Source organism: Agromyces sp. Y575, from assembly GCF_059445445.1.
In genome coordinates, this window is the sequence record NZ_JCAIUI010000001.1 from 1248896 (window position 1) to 1267451 (window position 18556).

At 68.7% G+C, this 18556-nt stretch carries 20 protein-coding genes; 7 read left to right on the forward strand and 13 right to left on the reverse strand.

The annotated features are described in order from the left end of the window. Positions 1-66: 66 nt before the first annotated feature. The 3 genes from metG to rsmI form a co-directional block, all read right to left on the reverse strand. Positions 67-1626, reverse strand: coding sequence for a methionine--tRNA ligase (metG, locus tag AC1C2U_RS05965; protein ID WP_495360778.1), 1560 nt, complete (start codon positions 1624-1626; stop codon positions 67-69). A gap of 114 nt (positions 1627-1740) precedes the next feature. Then, the gene (locus AC1C2U_RS05970) at positions 1741-2859 is read right to left on the reverse strand and encodes an NADP-dependent oxidoreductase (protein WP_495360779.1); all 1119 of its coding nucleotides are present in this window, start codon (positions 2857-2859) and stop codon (positions 1741-1743) included. A gap of 115 nt (positions 2860-2974) precedes the next feature. Further along, on the reverse strand, positions 2975-3799 hold the full coding sequence (gene rsmI, locus AC1C2U_RS05975) for a 16S rRNA (cytidine(1402)-2'-O)-methyltransferase (RefSeq protein ID WP_495360780.1): 825 nt from the start codon (positions 3797-3799) through the stop codon (positions 2975-2977). Between the two features lie 153 nt (positions 3800-3952). Here rsmI and AC1C2U_RS05980 point away from each other — a divergent pair, with 153 nt between their 5' ends. From AC1C2U_RS05980 to AC1C2U_RS05990, 3 genes are read left to right on the forward strand one after another with little or no spacing between them, the layout of a single operon-like run. Then, positions 3953-4153, forward strand: coding sequence for a hypothetical protein (locus AC1C2U_RS05980; RefSeq protein WP_495360781.1), 201 nt, complete (start codon positions 3953-3955; stop codon positions 4151-4153). Further along, positions 4150-5904, forward strand: coding sequence for a dolichyl-phosphate-mannose--protein mannosyltransferase (locus AC1C2U_RS05985; protein ID WP_495360782.1), 1755 nt, complete (start codon positions 4150-4152; stop codon positions 5902-5904). Before AC1C2U_RS05980 ends, AC1C2U_RS05985 begins: the two co-directional genes overlap by 4 nt. Positions 5905-5913: 9 nt before the next feature. Beyond that, the gene (locus tag AC1C2U_RS05990; RefSeq protein WP_495360783.1) at positions 5914-6894 is read left to right on the forward strand and encodes a YeiH family protein; all 981 of its coding nucleotides are present in this window, start codon (positions 5914-5916) and stop codon (positions 6892-6894) included. A 28-nt stretch (positions 6895-6922) separates the two neighbouring features. Here AC1C2U_RS05990 and AC1C2U_RS05995 read toward each other — a convergent pair whose 3' ends face one another. From AC1C2U_RS05995 to AC1C2U_RS06010, 4 genes are all read right to left on the reverse strand, one after another. Then, on the reverse strand, positions 6923-7888 hold the full coding sequence (locus AC1C2U_RS05995; RefSeq protein ID WP_495360784.1) for an NAD(P)-dependent alcohol dehydrogenase: 966 nt from the start codon (positions 7886-7888) through the stop codon (positions 6923-6925). Further along, a complete protein-coding gene (locus AC1C2U_RS06000; protein ID WP_495360785.1) occupies positions 7885-8886 on the reverse strand; it encodes an NAD(P)-dependent alcohol dehydrogenase in 1002 nt (333 codons plus the stop codon). Before AC1C2U_RS06000 ends, AC1C2U_RS05995 begins: the two co-directional genes overlap by 4 nt. Continuing rightward, entirely contained in the window at positions 8883-9098 is a 216-nt protein-coding gene (locus AC1C2U_RS06005) for a helix-turn-helix transcriptional regulator (protein WP_495360786.1), read from the reverse strand. Before AC1C2U_RS06005 ends, AC1C2U_RS06000 begins: the two co-directional genes overlap by 4 nt. 102 nt (positions 9099-9200) lie before the next feature. Beyond that, positions 9201-9500 carry an antibiotic biosynthesis monooxygenase family protein gene (locus AC1C2U_RS06010; RefSeq protein ID WP_495360787.1) on the reverse strand — a complete coding sequence of 100 codons (300 nt, stop codon included), beginning with the start codon at positions 9498-9500 and terminating at the stop codon, positions 9201-9203. Positions 9501-9637: 137 nt separating this feature from the next. Between AC1C2U_RS06010 and AC1C2U_RS06015 the strand changes: the two genes are divergently transcribed. The 3 genes from AC1C2U_RS06015 to AC1C2U_RS06025 all read left to right on the forward strand — a co-directional run bounded on the left by AC1C2U_RS06015 (position 9638) and on the right by AC1C2U_RS06025 (position 12226). Continuing rightward, on the forward strand, positions 9638-10216 hold the full coding sequence (locus AC1C2U_RS06015) for a cysteine hydrolase family protein (RefSeq protein ID WP_495360788.1): 579 nt from the start codon (positions 9638-9640) through the stop codon (positions 10214-10216). A 58-nt stretch (positions 10217-10274) separates the two neighbouring features. Beyond that, on the forward strand, positions 10275-11570 hold the full coding sequence (locus tag AC1C2U_RS06020) for an O-acetylhomoserine aminocarboxypropyltransferase/cysteine synthase family protein (protein WP_495360789.1): 1296 nt from the start codon (positions 10275-10277) through the stop codon (positions 11568-11570). 137 nt (positions 11571-11707) lie between these two features. Beyond that, on the forward strand, positions 11708-12226 hold the full coding sequence (locus tag AC1C2U_RS06025; protein ID WP_495360849.1) for a CoA-binding protein: 519 nt from the start codon (positions 11708-11710) through the stop codon (positions 12224-12226). A 147-nt stretch (positions 12227-12373) separates the two neighbouring features. Here the strand turns inward: AC1C2U_RS06025 and AC1C2U_RS06030 are convergent, their stop codons facing one another. The 5 genes from AC1C2U_RS06030 to AC1C2U_RS06050 all read right to left on the reverse strand — a co-directional run bounded on the left by AC1C2U_RS06030 (position 12374) and on the right by AC1C2U_RS06050 (position 16907). After that, complete coding sequence (locus AC1C2U_RS06030; protein ID WP_495360790.1) at positions 12374-14275, reverse strand: CocE/NonD family hydrolase; 1902 nt, start codon at positions 14273-14275, stop codon at positions 12374-12376. Between the two features lie 93 nt (positions 14276-14368). Continuing rightward, the gene (locus AC1C2U_RS06035) at positions 14369-15214 is read right to left on the reverse strand and encodes an ABC transporter permease (protein ID WP_495360791.1); all 846 of its coding nucleotides are present in this window, start codon (positions 15212-15214) and stop codon (positions 14369-14371) included. Continuing rightward, positions 15211-16125 carry an ABC transporter ATP-binding protein gene (locus tag AC1C2U_RS06040; protein ID WP_495360792.1) on the reverse strand — a complete coding sequence of 305 codons (915 nt, stop codon included), beginning with the start codon at positions 16123-16125 and terminating at the stop codon, positions 15211-15213. Before AC1C2U_RS06040 ends, AC1C2U_RS06035 begins: the two co-directional genes overlap by 4 nt. A gap of 13 nt (positions 16126-16138) precedes the next feature. Continuing rightward, positions 16139-16663: a Clp protease N-terminal domain-containing protein gene (locus AC1C2U_RS06045; RefSeq protein WP_495360793.1), complete on the reverse strand. Its 525-nt coding sequence runs from the start codon at positions 16661-16663 to the stop codon at positions 16139-16141. Next, positions 16656-16907, reverse strand: coding sequence for a hypothetical protein (locus AC1C2U_RS06050; protein ID WP_495360794.1), 252 nt, complete (start codon positions 16905-16907; stop codon positions 16656-16658). Before AC1C2U_RS06050 ends, AC1C2U_RS06045 begins: the two co-directional genes overlap by 8 nt. Positions 16908-17030: 123 nt before the next feature. On the opposite strand from AC1C2U_RS06050, the gene AC1C2U_RS06055 reads away from it, so the two are divergent. Then, positions 17031-17462: a GNAT family N-acetyltransferase gene (locus AC1C2U_RS06055; protein ID WP_495360795.1), complete on the forward strand. Its 432-nt coding sequence runs from the start codon at positions 17031-17033 to the stop codon at positions 17460-17462. 18 nt (positions 17463-17480) lie between these two features. On the opposite strand, the gene AC1C2U_RS06060 is transcribed toward AC1C2U_RS06055, so the two are convergent. Next, positions 17481-18530: a GNAT family N-acetyltransferase gene (locus tag AC1C2U_RS06060; protein WP_495360796.1), complete on the reverse strand. Its 1050-nt coding sequence runs from the start codon at positions 18528-18530 to the stop codon at positions 17481-17483. Positions 18531-18556 lie beyond the last annotated feature (26 nt).

Consider the following 18556-nt stretch of genomic DNA (forward strand, 5'->3'; position numbering starts at 1 on the left):
GCACCGCCGTCACGTCGCTTCGCGCACCGGAACCGGCCGTTGTGGGCCCAGGCTCAGGGAGCAAGGTCACTCCACGACCTCGACGCGCGGGAAGAGCGCCTCGAGTGGCGCCACCTGCGTGCCGAGCGACCACTCGTTCGCCTGGTCGATGCGCTGCTCCTGCACGGTGCCGGTGCCGCCGAGCGCGGTCCATAGCTTGGCCGTCGCGACCGGCAGCACCGGCGAGAGCAGCACGGCGAGAGTACCGAGGCCGTGGTAGGCGGTGGCGAGTACCGTCTCGAGTCGATCGCGCTTGGCGGGATCCTTCGCGAGCGTCCACGGCTCCTCGATCGTGAGGTAGCCGTTCAGCGCATCGACGAGCTCCCAGGCCGCGCCGATCGCGTCGTGGATCGCAAGACGATCGATGGCCTCCCACGAGGCATCCGTCACTCGACGCTCGACGCCGCCGATCTCGATGTCGGCCGCCGTCAAGGTGCCGGCCGATGGCACGGCGCCGTCGCAGTAGCGGGTGATCATCGCGACCACGCGCGAAGCGAGATTGCCGAAGCCGTTCGCGAGTTCGGCCTGGTAGCGCGCTGCCAGGTCTTCCCACGAGAAGGAGCCGTCTTGCCCGAACGCGATCGCACGCAGGAAGTAGTAGCGGAACGCGTCGGAGCCGAACGTCTCGGTGATCTGCTCGGGGGCGATGCCCGTGAGCTTGGACTTCGACATCTTCTCTCCGCCCACGAGAAGCCAGCCGTGCGCGAACACGCCACGGGGCACCTCGAGGCCGCCCGCGAGCAGCATGGCCGGCCAGATGACGGCGTGGAAGCGCAGGATGTCTTTGCCGATGATGTGCTGCGCAGGCCACCGCCGAGCGAATTCGGCCTCGTCTTCGCCGTAGCCGACCGCGGTGATGTAGTTCAGCAGTGCATCGAACCAGACGTAGAAGACATGGCTCTCGTCCCATGGCACCGTCACGCCCCAGTCGAACGTCGAGCGCGAGATCGAGATATCCGAGAGTCCGCGGCTCACGAAGGAGACCGCCTCGTTGCGAGCCGACTCGGGCCGCACGAAATCGGGCCGCTCCTCGTAGAGCGCGAGCAGCTGGTCGGCGAACGCCGACATGCGGAAGAAGTAGTTCTTCTCGTGCAGCAGCTCGACGGGCTTCGAGTGGATCGCACAGACGAGCTGCCCGTCGTACTCCCCCGTGCCCGGAACGAGCTCCGACTGCTGCTTGTACTCCTCGCAGCCGACGCAGTAGTAGCCGTCGTACTCGCCGGCGTAGATGTGGCCGTCGTCGTAGAGCTTCTGCAGGAACTTCTGCACGTTGGCCTCGTGCCGCACATCGGTCGTGCGAATGAAGTCGTCGTTCGCGATGTCGACCGTCTTGAGGAGCGGCTTCCACGCTTCGGCGACGAGCTTGTCGGCCCACTCCTTCGGCGTCACGCCGTTGGCGGTCGCCGTGCGCAGGATCTTCTGGCCGTGCTCGTCGGTGCCCGTGAGCATCCACGTGTCTTCGCCCGCCTGGCGGTGCCAGCGCGCGAGCACGTCAGCGGCCACCTCGGTGTAGGCGTGCCCGATGTGGGGCACGTCATTCACATAGAAAATGGGCGTGGTGATATAGAACGAGGAGCCGTCGGCCATACCCCCAATCCTACGGGCGAGCGGATGTTCCGGGGTTCCGGTTACGACTGGGCGAGCGGATGTCCCGGGGTTCCGGTCACCACGGCGTGCGAGACCGACGGCTCGCGCGCTCGCCTACTCGGCGCGAGATCCGGACTCCGCCTCCCGCTGCTCGCGGCGACGGCGGCGAACGCTCCCGTCGAGGATGGCGGGCGGCACCGCCTCCTCGACCTCGAGATGCTCGTGCGGCGTGGGCACGCCGAGCGTCACATCCTGTTCCTTGATCGCCGGCTCATGCACACGCTGGCTCGCGTAGCCGACGATGCGCAGCCCGAGCACGATCTTGCCCGGCGCCTCACGGCGGTCGAGGGCGCGATATGCGTCGGCGACGGCGTTGAACGGAAAGATGTCGGCGATCGGCAACCGTGCGCGCCGGGCGGCGACGAGCGCGGCGACCCTGCCGAGAGCCACGACGTCTCCGGCGTTCGCCTTCACTGCCGCGTCCTGTTCGACGGCGGCCCAGTCGAGGGTCGTGAGGATCCTGGTGCGCGGAACGCCGAGCGCAATCGCCTCTTCGGCCTGGCCGCCGAGGAAGTCGAGGAACCCGGTGATCGGTCCCGGAGCGAGCGGCCGCACCCGTTCGGCGAGGTCGGGTCCGTAGGCCACGGGCAGCACCCCGAACTGCCGGAGGAAGTCGAATCGCATCTCGGCACTCGAGCCGATCACCGTGGCGCCGCGCATGCGGGCGAACTGGGCGGCGAGGCATCCGACGCCGCCCGCCGCCGCCGTGATGACGACCGTGTCGGAGGGTCCGAGCGCGAGCCCCTCGACGGCCGTCCAAGCGGTCGTACCGGCGACGTGGAGGGATCCGGCCACCTCCCACGTCAGCTCGGGCGGCTTCGGCAGCAACTGTCGTTCCGGCACCGCGACGTGAGTGGCGTGCGCACCGCGTTCGACGAAGCCCATGACCTCTTCACCACGCGAGAAAACCGACGCGCCGGGGCCTGTCGCCACGACGACGCCCGCGAGATCCTGACCCTGCGGTGACGGAAACGTCACCGGCCAGCGTCCGGGATGCTCGCCGCGTCTGATGCCGCTCTCCACGGGGTTGAGCCCCGTCGCGAACACCTCGACGAGCACCTCACCCTCGCCGGGCAGGGGCATCGGAACTTCGACGACTTCGAGCACCTCCGGCCCACCGAACCCGGAGAATCGGATCGCGTGAGCAACGTCGTGAGTCAGGTCGTGAGTCATGTCGCACCTCCACCGCGCCGTGTGGTGTAGCCCATCTTCGCGGTACTGCCATTGTCCGCTTTCGGGGCCGATTCCGACAGGGCTGGTCATCGCGGGTGCTGAGGCAGTGCCCGACTCAGCTGCGCTTGCGCGACTGCAGCGCCGCCTCGTAGAGATCGCGGGTGCTGAGCGCGCTTTCGGCGGCCACGAGGGCCGCAGCGTCTTTCAGGCGGGTTCCGGATGCCGCGAGCGCGAGTACCCGCTCGAGGGCGTGTTCGGGGTCGGACTGTTGTTCGGGGGCACCCCCCACGACGATGACGATCTCGCCGCGCACTCCGCCCTCGGCCCAGGTCGCGAGCTCGCTGAGCGGGCCGCGGCGCACCTCTTCGTAGAGTTTCGTGAGCTCACGGCAGACCGCCGCCGGCCGATCGGCACCGAACGCCTCGGCGAGCGCGGTGAGACTCACGGCCAGCCGGGACGGCGCCTCGAAGAAGAGCAGCGTGCGCCGGTCGCCGGCGAGCTCGGAGAGTCGGCGGCTGCGCTCCCCCGCCTTCCGCGGCAGGAACCCTTCGAACGCGAACCGGTCGGTCGGCAGCCCCGAGACGGCGAGCGCGGTGACCACTGCCGAGGGCCCCGGGATCACGGTGACCCGCACATCGGCGGCCGCAGCGGCAGAGACGAGCTGGAACCCGGGGTCGGAGACCGTCGGCATGCCCGCGTCGCTCAACACGAGGAGGTCGGTATCGCGGGCGAACTCGACGAGCTCAGCCGCCTTCTGCCGCTCGTTGTGCTCGTGCAGGGCGATGAGGCGCGGCCGATTCGCGATGCCGAGTCCCGCGAGCAGGCGCTGCGTCACTCGGGTGTCTTCGGATGCCACGACCACGGCTGTCTCGAGCGCCTCCCGCAGCCGCGCAGAGGCGTCGCCGAGGTTGCCGATGGGCGTCGCCGCGAGGATGATCATGCTTCAAGTGTGTCGCACCGGGTGCGGGTTCGGGTCGCGATGCGGGGGTCTACCCCCACACGAAGACGCGGACAGCAGGGCGGCCGCGCCGACGTCCCCGCGCCTGCGGTGAGTCCAATGAGAAACGCACTCACGTTCGGTTGGAACTCAGCCGTGAGCCTGGTCCTCGACGTCGTGCTCGGAAGCCTCTGGTTCGTCTTCGTGTTCACGCTCGGTACAACGCCCTCCTCGAGACGGATGTACCGCCGATCGTGCGCCGACCGACGACCGTGGACGGGCGACGACGCAACCGCCCCTCGTCCACCCGAGGTGCTCACCGCCCACCCCGTCCTCGCGGATAAGGTGGGCGCATGAGTGTGCTGGCCGCGTCGGGAGCTGACGGCGCCGATCGCCAGCCCGTCGGCACCGAGATCGACGCCGACGGTGAACTCGGCCCAGACGCCGAGATCGAAGCCGACGCCGGGCTCGACCCGGACACCGAACTCGACCCAGACACCGACACCCGTCCCGACCTCGACCTGGACCTCGACCCGGTCGAGGAGTCCCGAGGCACACGGCTCGACGACTGGTGGGGGCGGGTGCTCTCCACCCCGAGACGCCGAGCGCTCTGGTACTGGGGCGGTCCGATCCTCGTGACCCTCATCGCCGCCGTGCTGCGGTTCTGGAACCTCGGCCATCCGCACGCGATCATCTTCGACGAGACGTACTACGTGAAGGACGCGTGGACACTCCTGCAGAACGGTTACGAGTCGAGCTGGCCTGAGGGCTCCGATGCCGACTTCGCGGCGGGCGACACCGGCATCTACCAGGACTCCCCCTCGTACGTCGTGCATCCGCCGCTCGGCAAGTGGATGATCTCGCTCGGCATGGCCGCCTTCGGCGCCGGCGATGCATTCTGGTGGCGAGCGTCGACGGCCTTGGCCGGCACGCTCGCGGTGTTCCTCATGACCCTCGTCGCACGACGTCTCTTCGCCTCGACGATCCTCGCGGTCATCGCGGGTCTGCTGTTCGCGGTCGACGGCAACGCGATCGTGATGTCGCGAGTGGCCCTGCTCGACAACTGGCTCATGCTCTTCGCCCTCCTCGGGTTCTGGTTCGTGCTGATCGATCGCGATCGATCGAAACGGCTGCTCGACTCGCGGCTCGCCGACTCCCGCGCCGCCGGACGCGAACCGCACTACGGACCGGCGCTCTGGGGGCGCCCATGGATCGTGGCCGCCGGCATCGCCTTCGGCGCGGCGTGCGCCGTGAAGTGGTCGGGCCTCTGGTTCCTTGCCGCGTTCGGCCTCTACCTCGTGATCGTCGACGCCGTCGCCCGGCGCCGCGCGGGCCTGCCTTTCTGGCTCACGGCCGCGCTCCTGAAGCAAGCGCCCGTCACGTTCGTGCTGCTCGTGCCGGTCGCGGCGGCCGTCTACCTCGCCTCATGGACCGGCTGGCTGGTCACCGACGGCGGGTACTACCGGCACTGGGCCGAGGAGGCGGGCAACGCCGCAACCGGCTGGCTCTCATGGGTGCCGCTCGCCCTGCAGAGCCTCTGGCATTACCATGAGGCGGCCTACGGTTATCACCTCGGGGTCGCCAGCCCGCACCCGTGGCAGTCGAACCCGCTCACCTGGCTCTTCATGATCCGGCCGACGAACATGTACTTCTCCTCGACCGACGACGGTTCGGGCGGGTGCGGTGCCGACACCTGCTGGTCGTCGATCATCGAAGTGGGCAACCCGCTCATCTGGTGGGCGGCGGCCGCGGCATCCGTCTATCTGGTCTATCGGCTCGTGCGATACCGGGAATGGCAGGTCGGGGCGATTCTCGTGGGGCTCGCGGCCGGGTACCTGCCGTGGCTCATGTACTTGAACCGCACCGTGTTCCAGTTCTACTCGATCGCGTTCGAGCCCTTCACCGTGCTCGCGCTCGTGTTCGTGATCGGGCTGATCCTCGGCCGGCGCGACGACCCCCGCTGGCGTCGGGAGCGCGGCATCGCCGTCGTCGTCGTCTTCCTCGGGTTCGTGGTGCTGGTGTCTGCGTTCTTCTTCCCGATCTGGTCGGGCATCCCGGTGACCCCGACGTTCCGGCAACTGCATTTCTGGCTGCCGAGCTGGGGTTAGCGTAGGAGAATGCGTGAACGGATGCCGGGACTTCTCGTCGCGGCATCCGCGGCACTCATCGCGTGGCTCGCGCACCTGGCGTTGCCCGCAGTGCCGATCCTCACCGCGGCGGTCGCACTCGGCATCGTCGTCGGGCAGATTCCGGCCGCGCAACCCGCGCTCACGGGCGCACTCGCACCTGGCCTCAAGATCGCCGCGCGCCGCCTGCTGCGCGTCGGCATCGTGCTGCTCGGCCTGAAACTCAGCCTCGTCGACATCGCCGCGCTCGGCTGGGTGTCGATCGTGACGACGGTCGCCGTCGTGGTGCTCACGTTCGTCGGCACGATCGGTCTCGGCCGTGCCCTCGGCCTGCCGGGGCACCAGCCGCTGCTGATCGCGAGCGGCTTCTCGATCTGCGGCGCATCCGCGATCGGGGCGATGGGCGCCGCCGTGCGTGCCCGTGACGAGGAGCAGGCGGTGCCCGTGGCGCTCGTCACCCTGTGCGGCACGCTCGCGATCGCGGTGCTGCCGGCGTTGTGGCATCCGCTCGGCTTGTCGGCCACCGGCTTCGGGCACTGGGTCGGTGCAGGTGTGCACGACGTGGGCCAGGTCGTCGCGACCGCGCAGATCGCCGGCACCGCGGCGCTCGCCGTGGCCGTCGTCGTGAAGCTCACCCGGGTGCTCATGCTGGCACCGATGGTCGCGATCACTTCAGCGATCGAACGGCGCAGGGCGACGGATGCCTCTGGCCCGCGCCCCGCGATCGTGCCGCTCTTCGTGGCGGGGTTCCTCGCCGCCGTGCTGCTGAACACGTTCGTGCCGCTGCCCGAGTGGATGCTCGTCGGTGCCGACCAGGTGCAGACCGTGCTGCTGGCGATGGCGCTCTTCGCGCTCGGCGCATCGATCCGACTCGGTGAGCTCGCGAGCACGGGATGGCGCGCGCTCGTCGTCGGGCTCACGTCGTGGGTACTCGTGGCGGCACTCGCGTACGGTGCGGTGCTGCTCGGCTGAAGCACGGTGTCGCCCTGCCGGGCCGTGCTCAGACCTCGATGACGACCTTGCCGCGCACCTCGCCCGACTCGAGTCGCGCGAGGGCATCGGCGGCGCGTTCGAGTGGGAACACCTCGTCGACGATTGGCACGACCTCGCCCGCGTCGATCCTGCGTGCGAGCTCGGCGAGATCGTCGCCGTTCCGAGTGGCCAAGAGCGGCCGGAGGCGTTGGGAGACGAACACCGACACGATGGACGCCCGGATGATGCGCCCGAACGGGCCGAACACCGGGCCACCCGTGCCCGACGAGAGCACGAGCGTGCCTCGCGGTGCGAGCACGCGACGAACACGGCTGAGCGGGTGGTCGGCGACGAGGTCGAAGATCACGTCGTAGCGGGCTCCGCCCGCGGTGAAGTCCTCGCTCGAGTAGTCGATGACGTGGTCGGCGCCGATCGCGCGCACGTGCTCGGCCTTCGCAGCGCGGCACACGCCGGTCGCCTCGGCACCCATCGCCTTCGCGAGCTGCACGGCGAATCCGCCGACGCCACCCGAGGCGCCGTTCACGAGCACGTGGCTGCCCGGCCCGACACCGGCGAGCCGGAGTCCCTGGAGCGCGGTCGTGCCCGACACCGGCACTGCGGCCGCGTGGATGGCGTCGACGGTCGTCGGTCGCAGCGCCACGAATCGCTCCTGCACCGCGACGAACTCCGCATAGCCGCCCTGATCCGACTCTGCGTACACGGCGTCGCCGACGTGGAAACGGGTGACCTGCGCCCCGACCGCCTCGACCTCGCCCGCGACATCCCGCCCGATGGTCGGCTGCTTCGGCCGCCGCAGCCCGAATGCGAGACGAACCGCACGCGGCACTCCGCGCATCACGAGGGCGTCGCCGGCGCTGACGGCGACCGCACGAACGCGGATGAGCACCTCGTCGGCCGCCGGAACCGGAGCGTCGACGTCGGCGAGCGCGAGCACCTCTGGTCCGCCGTAGCGGTGTTGCACGATCGCCCTCATGACGACGCTCCCCGCGTCGCGGGCGCCATCGCGACGACGACGCTCCCCACCTTGTGGCCCGTGTCGACCCTGCGATGCGCCTCGGCGATGTCGTCGAATGGCACGAGCCGGTCGATGACCGGCACGAATGCGCCCGTCTCGACGAGCTGGACGAGGCGCGCGAGTTCGTCGGCCTTCGTTCGCGCGTCGCGCAACCCGGTGAAGGCGATCGCCGCGCGGCGACCGCGACTGAACCAGCGCGTGAAGGGCGCCTGCACCAGAATCAGAGCCGAGGGCACCGTGGTGAGATAGATGCCGCGCTCGGTCAGCGACCGTCGGCTGGCTCCGAATGATCGTTTGCCGACCGCGTCGAACACGACGTCGTACGCGCCACGGGCTGCGGCGAAGTCCTCCTTCGTGTAGTCGATCACGCGGTCGGCGCCGAGCGAAGCCACGAGCGCCGCGTTGGCTCCGCTGCAGACGCCGATGACGGTCGCCCCGAAGTGCTTCGCGAGCTGCACGGCGGCCGAGCCCACAGTGCCGGACGCCCCGTTCACGAGCACCACCTGGCCGGGTCGCACCTGCGCGACTTCTCGGAGGAACGGCCATGCGGTGAGGAATCCATCGATGGTCGCGACGGCCTCGGCCTGGTCGAGCCGCGCCGGGGCGCGCGCGATCACGCCGTCTTCGGCGACGCGAACGAGTTCGGCGTGCGCGCCACTGTCGAGGTCGACGAGGCCGAACACGCGATCGCCCGGCACGAATCGCCCGACGCGGCTGCCGACGCGTTCGACGACGCCCGCGAAGTCCCAACCGAGCACCGGATGCTTCGGACGCCTGAGGCCGAAGAACAGGCGGGCGAACTTCGGGGTGCCAGAGCGCGACACACTGTCGGTCGCGCCGACCACGGACGCGTCAACGCGCACGAGCACCTCGCCGTCGTCGATCTCCGGATCGGCGACCTCTCGGATGCGCACCACGTCAGGCCCGCCGTATCGTTCGCACACTGCTGCTCTCATGACGCCGTCTCCTCGCGGTCGGGGTACTGGAACACTTCGTCGAGCTGAACGCCGAACACCCGCGCGATCTGGAAGGCCATCTCGAGCGATGGCGAGTAGCGCCCCTGCTCGATCGCGATGACGGTCTGACGGGTCACGCCGATGCGTTCGGCGAGCTCGGCCTGGGTCATCTCGCCGTGGCGGAAGCGCAGGGCCCGGATGTCGTTGGTCACGCTCGACACGTTCAAGGTGAAGCATTCTTTCCACGACGTCAAGTCGTTCTTGACAATCGATGGCTTCGCACGCCGAGCCGGGATGGCCGGTCCCGTGCAGCCTCAATCGACGCGGGTGACCTCGGCGAAGTGCTCGACCGTCGGGAACGGCTCGTAGAACTCGTGCAGCAACGCCCGCCACCGCTCGTATTCGGGCGAGCCGCGGAAGCCCAGCTCGTGCGCCTCGACGCTCTCCCAGTGCACGAGCAGCAGGTACTGGTTCGGCGACTCGATGCCACGCGAGAGGCGCAGGTCGACGAACCCGGGCATCCCCGCGATGATCGACTTCGCTTCGGCGAACGCCGCTTCGAACTCGGTTTCCCGGCCGGGCACGACGGGCAGGAGCGCATGTTCGAGGATCACCCGAATACCGTAACGCGTCTCGAAACCGGCATCCGCGACCCGTGACGTGACGTGGCGTGTCTGCCTGTTCTCGTGGTCAACCGGCCAAATCCGCCTGTTCGCGAAACTCGGGTCTCGCGATCGGGCACGATGAAGACATGCCATTCGACGACAATGCCCGATTCGACGACAACGCCGCCCTCATCGTGATCGACGTGCAGCAGGCCTTCGACGACCCCGTGTGGGGCGCCCGCAACAACCCCGAGGCCGAGGCGAACATCGGCCGCCTCGTCGAGGCATGGTCGGATGCAGCGCGGCCGATCGTGCTCGTGCGCCACGACTCCGTCTCGCCCGGGTCGCCCCTCGCTGCAGGCTCCCCCGGCAACGCGCTGAAGCCCGTCGTGGCCGAAGCGCCGCACGAACTCTTCGTCACGAAGCACGTGAACTCGGCGTTCTACGGGGATCCCGATCTCGGCGCCTGGCTCGAGGCGCGCGGCATCCGCCAGCTCGTGATCTGCGGCATCCAGACGAACATGTGCGTCGAGACGACCGCACGCATGGCCGGCAACCTCGGCTACGACGTGACCGTGCCGCTCGACGCCACCTACACCTTCGACCTCGAAGGTCCCGGCGACCTGCGCCTCACGGCCGACGAACTCGCGCGCGCGACCGCGGTGAATCTCGCGGGAGGCGGCTTCGCACGCGTCGTGACGACCGAGGAAGTGGTTGGAGGCTGATTGCCTCGGGTTACGCACATGCCGGAGCCTCCGCCGCGCGCTCGGTAGCGTTGCCCCCATGGCAGACCGCGAATTCGGCTTCAAGACCCGCGCCATCCACGCAGGCAACATCCCCGACCAGGTGACTGGCGCCCGCGCGCTGCCGATCTACCAGACGAGCGCGTACGTCTTCGATGACACCGCAGACGCTGCGGCACGCTTCGCCTTGCGGAAGTACGGCAACATCTACTCGCGACTCGCGAACCCCACAGTCGCGAGCTTCGAAGAGCGCGTCGCGAGCCTCGAGGGCGGGCTCGGCGCCGTCGCGACGGCATCCGGCCTCTCCGCGCAGTACATCACCTTCGCGAGCCTCGCGGGCGCGGGCGATCACATCGTCGCCTCGGCGAACCTCTACGGCGGTTCGATCACGCAGCTCGACGTGACCCTGCGCCGCTTCGGCATCGAGACGACCTTCGTGCGCAGCGCGAACGCCGAGGACTACGCCGCCGCGATCACCGACAAGACCAAGGCGCTCTTCGTCGAGACGATCGCCAACCCCTCCGGCGAGATCGCCGATCTCGAGGCGCTCGCCGACGTCGCCCACGCACACGGCATCCCCTTCATCGTCGACTCGACCATTCCCACGCCGTACCTGAACCGGCCGATCGAGTGGGGCGCCGACATCGTGACCCACTCGGCGACGAAGTTCCTCGGCGGCCACGGCACCACGCTCGGCGGCGTCGTCGTCGAGTCGGGCCGCTTCGACTGGCACTCCGAGAAGTTCCCGCTCTTCGGCCAGCCCGTGCCGAGCTACGGGGGCCTGCAGTGGTCGGGCAACTTCGGCGAGTACGCGTTCCTCACCCGGCTTCGCGCCGAGCAGCTGCGTGACATCGGCCCGGCGCTCGCACCGCACTCGGCCTTCCTCCTGGCGCAGGGCGTCGAGACACTGCCGTACCGCATCCAGGCGCACGTCGACAACGCCCGCGCGGTCGCGGAATGGCTCGAGTCCGACTCGCGCATCGAGCGTGTGCTCTGGGCGGGACTGCCCGATCACCCGCATCACGACCGCGCGCAGAAGTATCTCCCGAAGGGTGCTGGATCCGTCTTCAGCTTCGAGGTGAAGGGCGGCCGCGCCGTCGGCCAGGCCCTCATCGAGAACGTCAACCTCGCGAGCCACCTCGCCAACATCGGTGACGCCAAGACCCTCATCATCCATCCCGCATCGACGACGCACGCGCAGCTGAGCGAGCAGCAGCTCGTCGACGCGGGCGTCCTGCCGGGGGTTGTGCGCCTGTCCGTCGGCATCGAGGATGTGGAAGACATCATCGACGACCTCGACCAGGCCCTCACGATCGCGACGGGAGCAGCACGATGACGACACTTCGACAGGCTCAGGACGGCGTGGATGCAGGCATCATCGACGAGGCCACCACTGGCGACGACACCACCGGCGACACGACCGCCGGCGACGCCACGGAGACCGTGCGCCTCGTCAACGGCCTCTCCTGCGAGCTGCCTGCGAGCTCACCGCTCGCGAAGCTCTTGAAGTCGCAGCGCACCTGGACCGGGCCCGACGCGAAGCAGCGCCTCGCGATCCTGCGCGCCGCGAAGTCGGTCGCGATCGTCGGCGCCTCGCCGAACCCGGCCCGGTCGAGCTTCTTCGTCGGCACCTACCTGCAGCAGTCGAGCGACTACCGGCTGTACTTCGTGAACCCGAACGCCACCGAGATCCTCGGGCAGCCCGCGTACGCGAGCCTCGCCGACTTGCCCGAAGTGCCAGACATCGTCGTGGTGTTCCGCCGCGGCAGCGACATCCCGCGGGTCGTCGACGAGGTCGTGGCATCCGGTGCCAAGACCATCTGGGTGCAACTCGGAATCTGGAACCAGGAAGCCGCGTACGACGGTGAGGCGAAGGGCCTGACCGTCGTCATGGACCGTTGCATCAAGGTCGAGCATGCCCGCTTCCACGGCGGCCTGCACTTGCTCGGTTTCGATACGGGTCAGATCACGGCCCGCAAGACGGTGCGCTGACGGAACCGGTCAAGCGCTCGCCGACCCGCTGCAACGCCTCCACGCACGAGCGAGCCCAGCGGCATACGGAGCTGGCCGTATACCGCTGAGCTCGCTGAGCGGGCCCTGTCGCCGGGCGCGTGGCGGCGCGCTTTCCCGACTGGCGGGTCAGTTGCCGGGCCACACCGTTGCGTCGAGGTCGGGCAGGGTTCCCGGGCTCAGGTTCTCGGTGTCCTTCTCGGTCAGGTGACCAGGCCCGAAGCCGGCCATCGGGCCCGAGATCGGAAGGTTCAACCTCGAACTGCTCAGAGCGACCGTGTACGGGGTCGCCGCGTTGTCCACGGCCACGACACCGTTCCGGCTGCCGCTGATCACGATGCCGAGCTGGTGACCTGCCGGCACGACGACGTCGTTGGCAGCCAGTTCGACCGTGACCTTGTGGTTGCCGGCCCCATCGAGGCGAGCCCATCCCCGGGCCAGCACCTGCAGTTCGGTGGTCGAGATGCGCTTGGCGACGTCTTGGTAGCAGGCGTCGTCGGTCGCGGTCGCCGGGCCCCAGCAGGACTCCGTGCTCAGCGTCTCCGCACCGTCACCGGAGGCGCTGACGCGGTCCATCACGCCGTAGTCGACCAGCATGACCGACACCTGCCCGACCGGGGCCGTGTGCGTGACATCGAGGTCGAGGGTCGGCGTGCCCGAGATCCGCACGTCGTGCTTGATCGTGCCGGTGAGGAACTGCAGTCGGTTCGCATTGTCGCCGATCCTGATCGCGTTCGCCTCGCTCAGCGACGTGGAGTTGACATAGCCAGCCGTGGAGCGATCCTTCTTGCCGAGCATCATCGTGCCGTCGGCGTGCAGGTTCAGCGTCTGGGTGCGAGCTGACGAGATCGGCCAGGTGTCGGACTGCTCCCACTGGTTCGGCGCGGTCTCGACGCTCACGGCGGGCTCCCGGTCGATGCCGTTGTCGATGTCCATGAGCTCGTGGTCGAACCATCGGTGCAGGGTCTCGACCCACAGCGCGCGCTCGGAGTCGAAGGGGTCGACATGCCCGAGGCGGGTGAGCCACATCTTGCGGTCGACACCCTGCTCACCGAGGTCCTCCCACCATTTCGAGGCGTTCATCGTCTTGACGTTGTTGTCCTGCAGTCCGTGCATGACGAACACGCTGGCCGTGACCTTCGACACGTCGTAGATGGAGCCCGCGCGGTAGTCGCGCTCAGCCCAGAAATCGGTGTAGGCCCCCGTCTCGTCGCCGTCGTTGGCGTTCATCCAGTTCAGCCGCGCCGAGCAGTCCGTCGCGATGGTCCGGTTGGAAGCGACCGACCGGGACAGGCCGCTCGGATAATTGAAGGACTTCACCGCGCCCTGCCAGCGGTTGTAGTCGTACCACGAGCTGATCGCACTGATCGGCACGATCGTCTTCAAGCCGTCGACGCCGGTGGCAGCGACTCCGTTGGCCAGGGTGCCGTCGTAGGACTTGCCGATCATGCCCGTCTTGCCGTTGCTCCAATCGGCGTCGACGACCACGCCATCGGCATCGTGGGCGACGCCCGTGCCGTTCAGCCACTCCACGACGGCCTTGACCGACTCGATGTCGGAAAGGCCTCCCTCATCCGTGCAGCCGGTCGACCGTGCCGTGCCGGCCATGTCGACGGCGACGAAGGCGTAGCCACGGGGCACGAAGTAGTTGTCGTAGTAGAGCGGGAACTTGACCAGGTTGCCGTCGGCGTCGTAGACCTTGCGCTCCGCCTCGTTGCCTCGTCCGGAGCTCAGGTAGTAGGGGCTCGCATCCATGATGATCGGAACCCGGGCGTTGCCGTCGAGTTCGCGGGGGCGGATGATGTCGGTGGCGATCCGTTCGTCGACACCATCGCCGTCGAGGTCGGGGGCGGTGACCCAGATCGTCTCCCGGATGGCGCTGGCATAGTCGTAGATCGGCGCGGTGACGTTGTCGACGAGGCTGACCGGCGGGTTGTCGGCCGGCACCGCGATGGCCGCCCCCGCCCCACCGAGTGCGAGTGGTGCCGCGATGGCCGCCGCACCCACGAGGGCGAGAATTCTGGATTTCACAAGGAGGTCCTTCCGTCGCAGGCCGGGATGTTATGTGGCAACTTACGGTGCTCGAGCCTGATTGGTCAACAATCTCGACGGTCGAGTCGCGCGTCACCCGACCCGCTGCAGCGCCCGCTCTCGGCGCTGGGCGACGCGCGAGCCCGACTCCCGCCGCGCCATCCGTCGCAGCACGATCGGGGCCAGGATGAGTCCGGCGATCGCCCACGCCCCCAGCACCGCCGCCGTCTCGAACAGCCGCCACGATTGGCCGATCTCGACGAGCCCCGCGTCATCGGGCAGGAACGCCGCACGCATGCCGAGTCCGAGCCAGTAGATCGGGAAGACCTGCGCGATCCACTGCAGCCAATCTGGCAGGCCGGTGATCGGAGCGAAGATGCCCGAGATCGCGATCAGCCCGAGCACTGGGAGCGAGAGGTACCCCGCGCCGCGCGGGGTCGCGATCAGGGAGCCGAGCATCGCCCCGATGGTCTGCGTCGCGACGAGTCCGAGCACGAGCACCCACGCGAAGGTGGCCCACGACCTCGGATCGGCGAGATCGAGGCCGTCGACGAGGAACACCCCCGGGATCAGCAGGATGGCGAGGTACGCGAGGATCGTCGCGGAGATCTGCACGATCTTGCCGACGAGGTAGGCGCGGATGCCGTTGGGCGTCGCCTTGGCGCGGAGGAGGGTGCCGTCCTCTCGGTCGGCGGCCAGCTGCTGCACGACGAGCAGCACGCCCAGCGCGACGAACATGCCGAGCGCACCCGGGAGGATGACCATGCCGAGCCGGTACCCGGTGTCGCCGATCGTCAGGTCGCGCAGGAAGAAGACGGCCACGAGCGTGGCAACGGGCCAGAGCAGCTGATTGACGAGTTCCATGCCGCTGAATGCCTGCCGGAGCTCGATCAACCCGCGCCGGAAGCCGGCACGAAGCGCGATCGTCGGCGCGGTCATCGGGATGCCTCGGCGAACTGATTCGCGTCCGTCTCCGCGTCCCGCACGAGCGTCAGATACGTCTCCTCCAGCGAGGCGCGCCGTAGCTCGAGCTCGCTGATCTCGTCGCCGTGCCGCGCGAACAGCTCGCGTGCGTATGTCGTCGAGTCCGCAACGTGCTGCACCGAACGCACGCCGTTCCGCACCCAGCTCACTTCGTCGTGACCGACGATCTGCCGCGCGAGCTCATCGGGAGTGCCGTTCGCGATGATGTGCCCCCCGGTCAGGATGACGATGCGGTCGGCGAGCTTGCCCGCCTCGTCGAGATCGTGCGTGGTGATGAGCACGGTGATGTCGAGGTCGTCGCGGATGCGCCGAACCAGGCTGTGGAAGTCTCGACGCGCCTTCGGGTCGAGGCCCGTCGTCGGCTCGTCGAGGAACACCAGTTCAGGGCGCCCGACGAGCCCGATCGCCACGTCGAGTCGTCGCCGCTGCCCGCCCGAGAGCAACTTGACCGCCTTGTCGGCGTGCTCGGTCAGGCCGACGGCCGCGAGCAACTCGTCGACGTTCCATGGGCGGCGAATCTGCGCCGTCGAATACGGTTCGTACAGGGATCCCTGGAATGCGAGGAGTTCGCGAACCCTCCATTTGGCGTGGTCGCGCCACGACTGCAGCACGACGCCGATGCGGGCGCGCCAGTCTTCGCCTCCGTGGGCCGGGTCACTGCCCAAGACCTCGACCCGGCCCGCCGAACGCATGCGGAAGCCCTCGAGGATCTCGATCGTGGAGGTCTTGCCCGCGCCGTTCGGCCCGAGGAGGGCCAGCACCTCTCCGCGACCCACATGAAAGCTCACGTCGTGCAGCACGTCATTCGCGCCGTAACGCATTCTGAGACCTTCGACCTCGATCGCGAGGTCCTCGGTCATCGTCATCGCGTCCTCCATGTCATCGGTTGACGGCGCCATCAGCTCGACGTCGTAAGGCCCGCTCGAGCGCGGCGATGAGCGCGGCGCGGTCGACGCCGGCGTAGGCGAGCGCGCGAGGGACGGTACCGAGGTCGGCTCGCAGGATGCCGCCGAGCGCGTCGGCGACGGCGAGTCGTTCACGCTCCGCGCGGCCACGTTTCCGGTGGGTCTTGAAGTCAGCACGCCGCAGCGCTTCGCGCACCGTGGCCCCCCACGTCGGACGCGACTTCCGAGTGGCGGCCAGTCGGTCCTCGGCGACGGGTTCGATTCCGGCTGCACGAAGCGAACGTTCGCGTTCACCGCGAAGCGCGGCGTCGACACCGTCGTGGTCGAGGCCGAATTCCGCGAGCGTGTGGCCGGCGACGTCGTGGCCGGCCGAGATCGCGAGCAGCAGGTGCTCGGCCTCGACGCTGGAAGCGCCGCGGTCGATCGCCTCGTCGATCGCGTTGATGATGACCTTCTTCAGCGTCGGGTCGAGAGCGTCGTCTTCCAGGCGGTCAGGCATTGCGTCTCCTCAGTTCGATGCCGGCGACTTCGAGCCGTCGGTGGTGCTTCTTGTGCACTGCTTGCCGGGTGACTCCGAGTGCCTCTGCGACCTGCGTCCAGCTCCAGCCGGCTCGCATGGCGCGCTCGACGGCAGCATCTTCGAGACGGTCGGCGAGCTCGCGCAATGCGACGACGGCGGCGAGGTCATCGGCTTCGGCGCCGGTGGGGTCCGGACTCTGCGGAATCGGTGGGGGCGGGGTCATAGAAGCAACTTAGGTTGCTTATATTGGCTTGTCAACCATAGTTGCTTATCCCTCGTCGTCACACAGGCCGCCGACCTCGAATTGGCCGTTGCTCCGCGCACGAAACTGCGATTGCATTGAAAGATGCACGACGACCTCGAGTTCTCCGCCGACCCCGCACGCCTCGACCTCGATCAGGTGCACACGTGGCTCGCCGACGAGTCGTACTGGGCGATGGGTCGCTCGCGGGCTGCACTCGAGGCCGCAGTCGCCGCTTCACGAAACTACGGCATCTACGACGCCGAGAGCGGCGCGCAGCTCGCCTACGCCCGGGTCATCACCGATGGAGTCACCTTCGCCTGGCTGTGCGACGTGTTCGTCGACACCGAGGCTCGCGGCCGCGGCATCGGCGTGGCACTCATCGAGCAGATCATGGCATCCCTCGAATCTCTCGGGCTCCGACGCATCGGCCTCACGACCGCCGATGCGCACGGACTCTACGAGCGGTTCGGATTCCGGCCGCTCGACCAGCCCGAGCAGTGGATGGCGCTCACGGGACCCATGAAGTCGACCTGACGGCCGCGATGAGGCCCTTCAGGCCGCTCCAGCCTCACGTCGAACTCCATCGATGACGACATCCCGCCCGTAGGCGATCATGAGGAAACTCGTGCCATCAGGGCGTTCGAACGTGAACTCGCGCTCGTGCAACCGGCCGAACCCGATCCGCTCGTAGAGGCGCTGGGCCGCGACCATGTCGGGTCCGGTGTTCAAGACGACCCGGTCGATTCCACGGATCCGGGCGAGACGCATCACGTGCCCGACGAGCAGTTCGCCGATGCCGCGGCGGCGTGCCTCGGCTGCGACCCCGAGGAAGCGGAAGTCGAGTTCGCCGTCGCGCGCGAGCGGCGAGATCGAAGCACCCGCCACGGGCGTCGAGACGGTGCCGAGCAGCGCGCCGCTCGCGACATCCGACGCGACCCAGACCTGGTGGTCGCGCGCTCGCTCGGCGACCGCAGCGATATCCGCCAGATACGCCGGGTTCAATTCGAAGTCGTTCGCGTACGCACGCTGGACGAGTTCGGAGACCGCGCCGGTCTCATCGGCCAACATGAGCCGCACGCGCACGTCGTCTCGCGCCTGCAGGCTGAACCCGTATGCGAGCGACTCGACCTCGTCGCCCGGGTCTCGCTCGGGGAACCGTTCGAAGCCGAGTCGGCCGTAGAGCGCCTGCGCCCGCGCGTTGAGTTCACCGGTATCGAGCACCATCGCATCGGCGCCCCAGACGAGCGCGGCCTCCATGCTCGCCCGCACGAGCGTCTCGCCGACACCTGCGCCCTGCGCCGAGGGGGCGACGGCGACGAGACGCACCTCGGCCTCGCCTGGTCTCGCGACCCGTGCGTACGGAGTGCCTGCGCGCAAGACGCTCGCCGTGCCGAGCAGCCGTTCGCCGTCGACCGCGACGAGCACCGCTCCGGATGCCGCTCGCCCCGTCGTGTCCCGTTCGAAGGCGCGCCGCTCGGCGCTCACGGGCCGATGCCCGTACGGGCCCGACGCGAACGCCTCTTCGATGATCGCGGACTCGGCGACGGCCTCGCCGTCGCGGATCGGACGGATGGTGAACGGGGCGGAGTTGGTCTGCGACATCGCTCTCAAGCCTACGACGACCCACT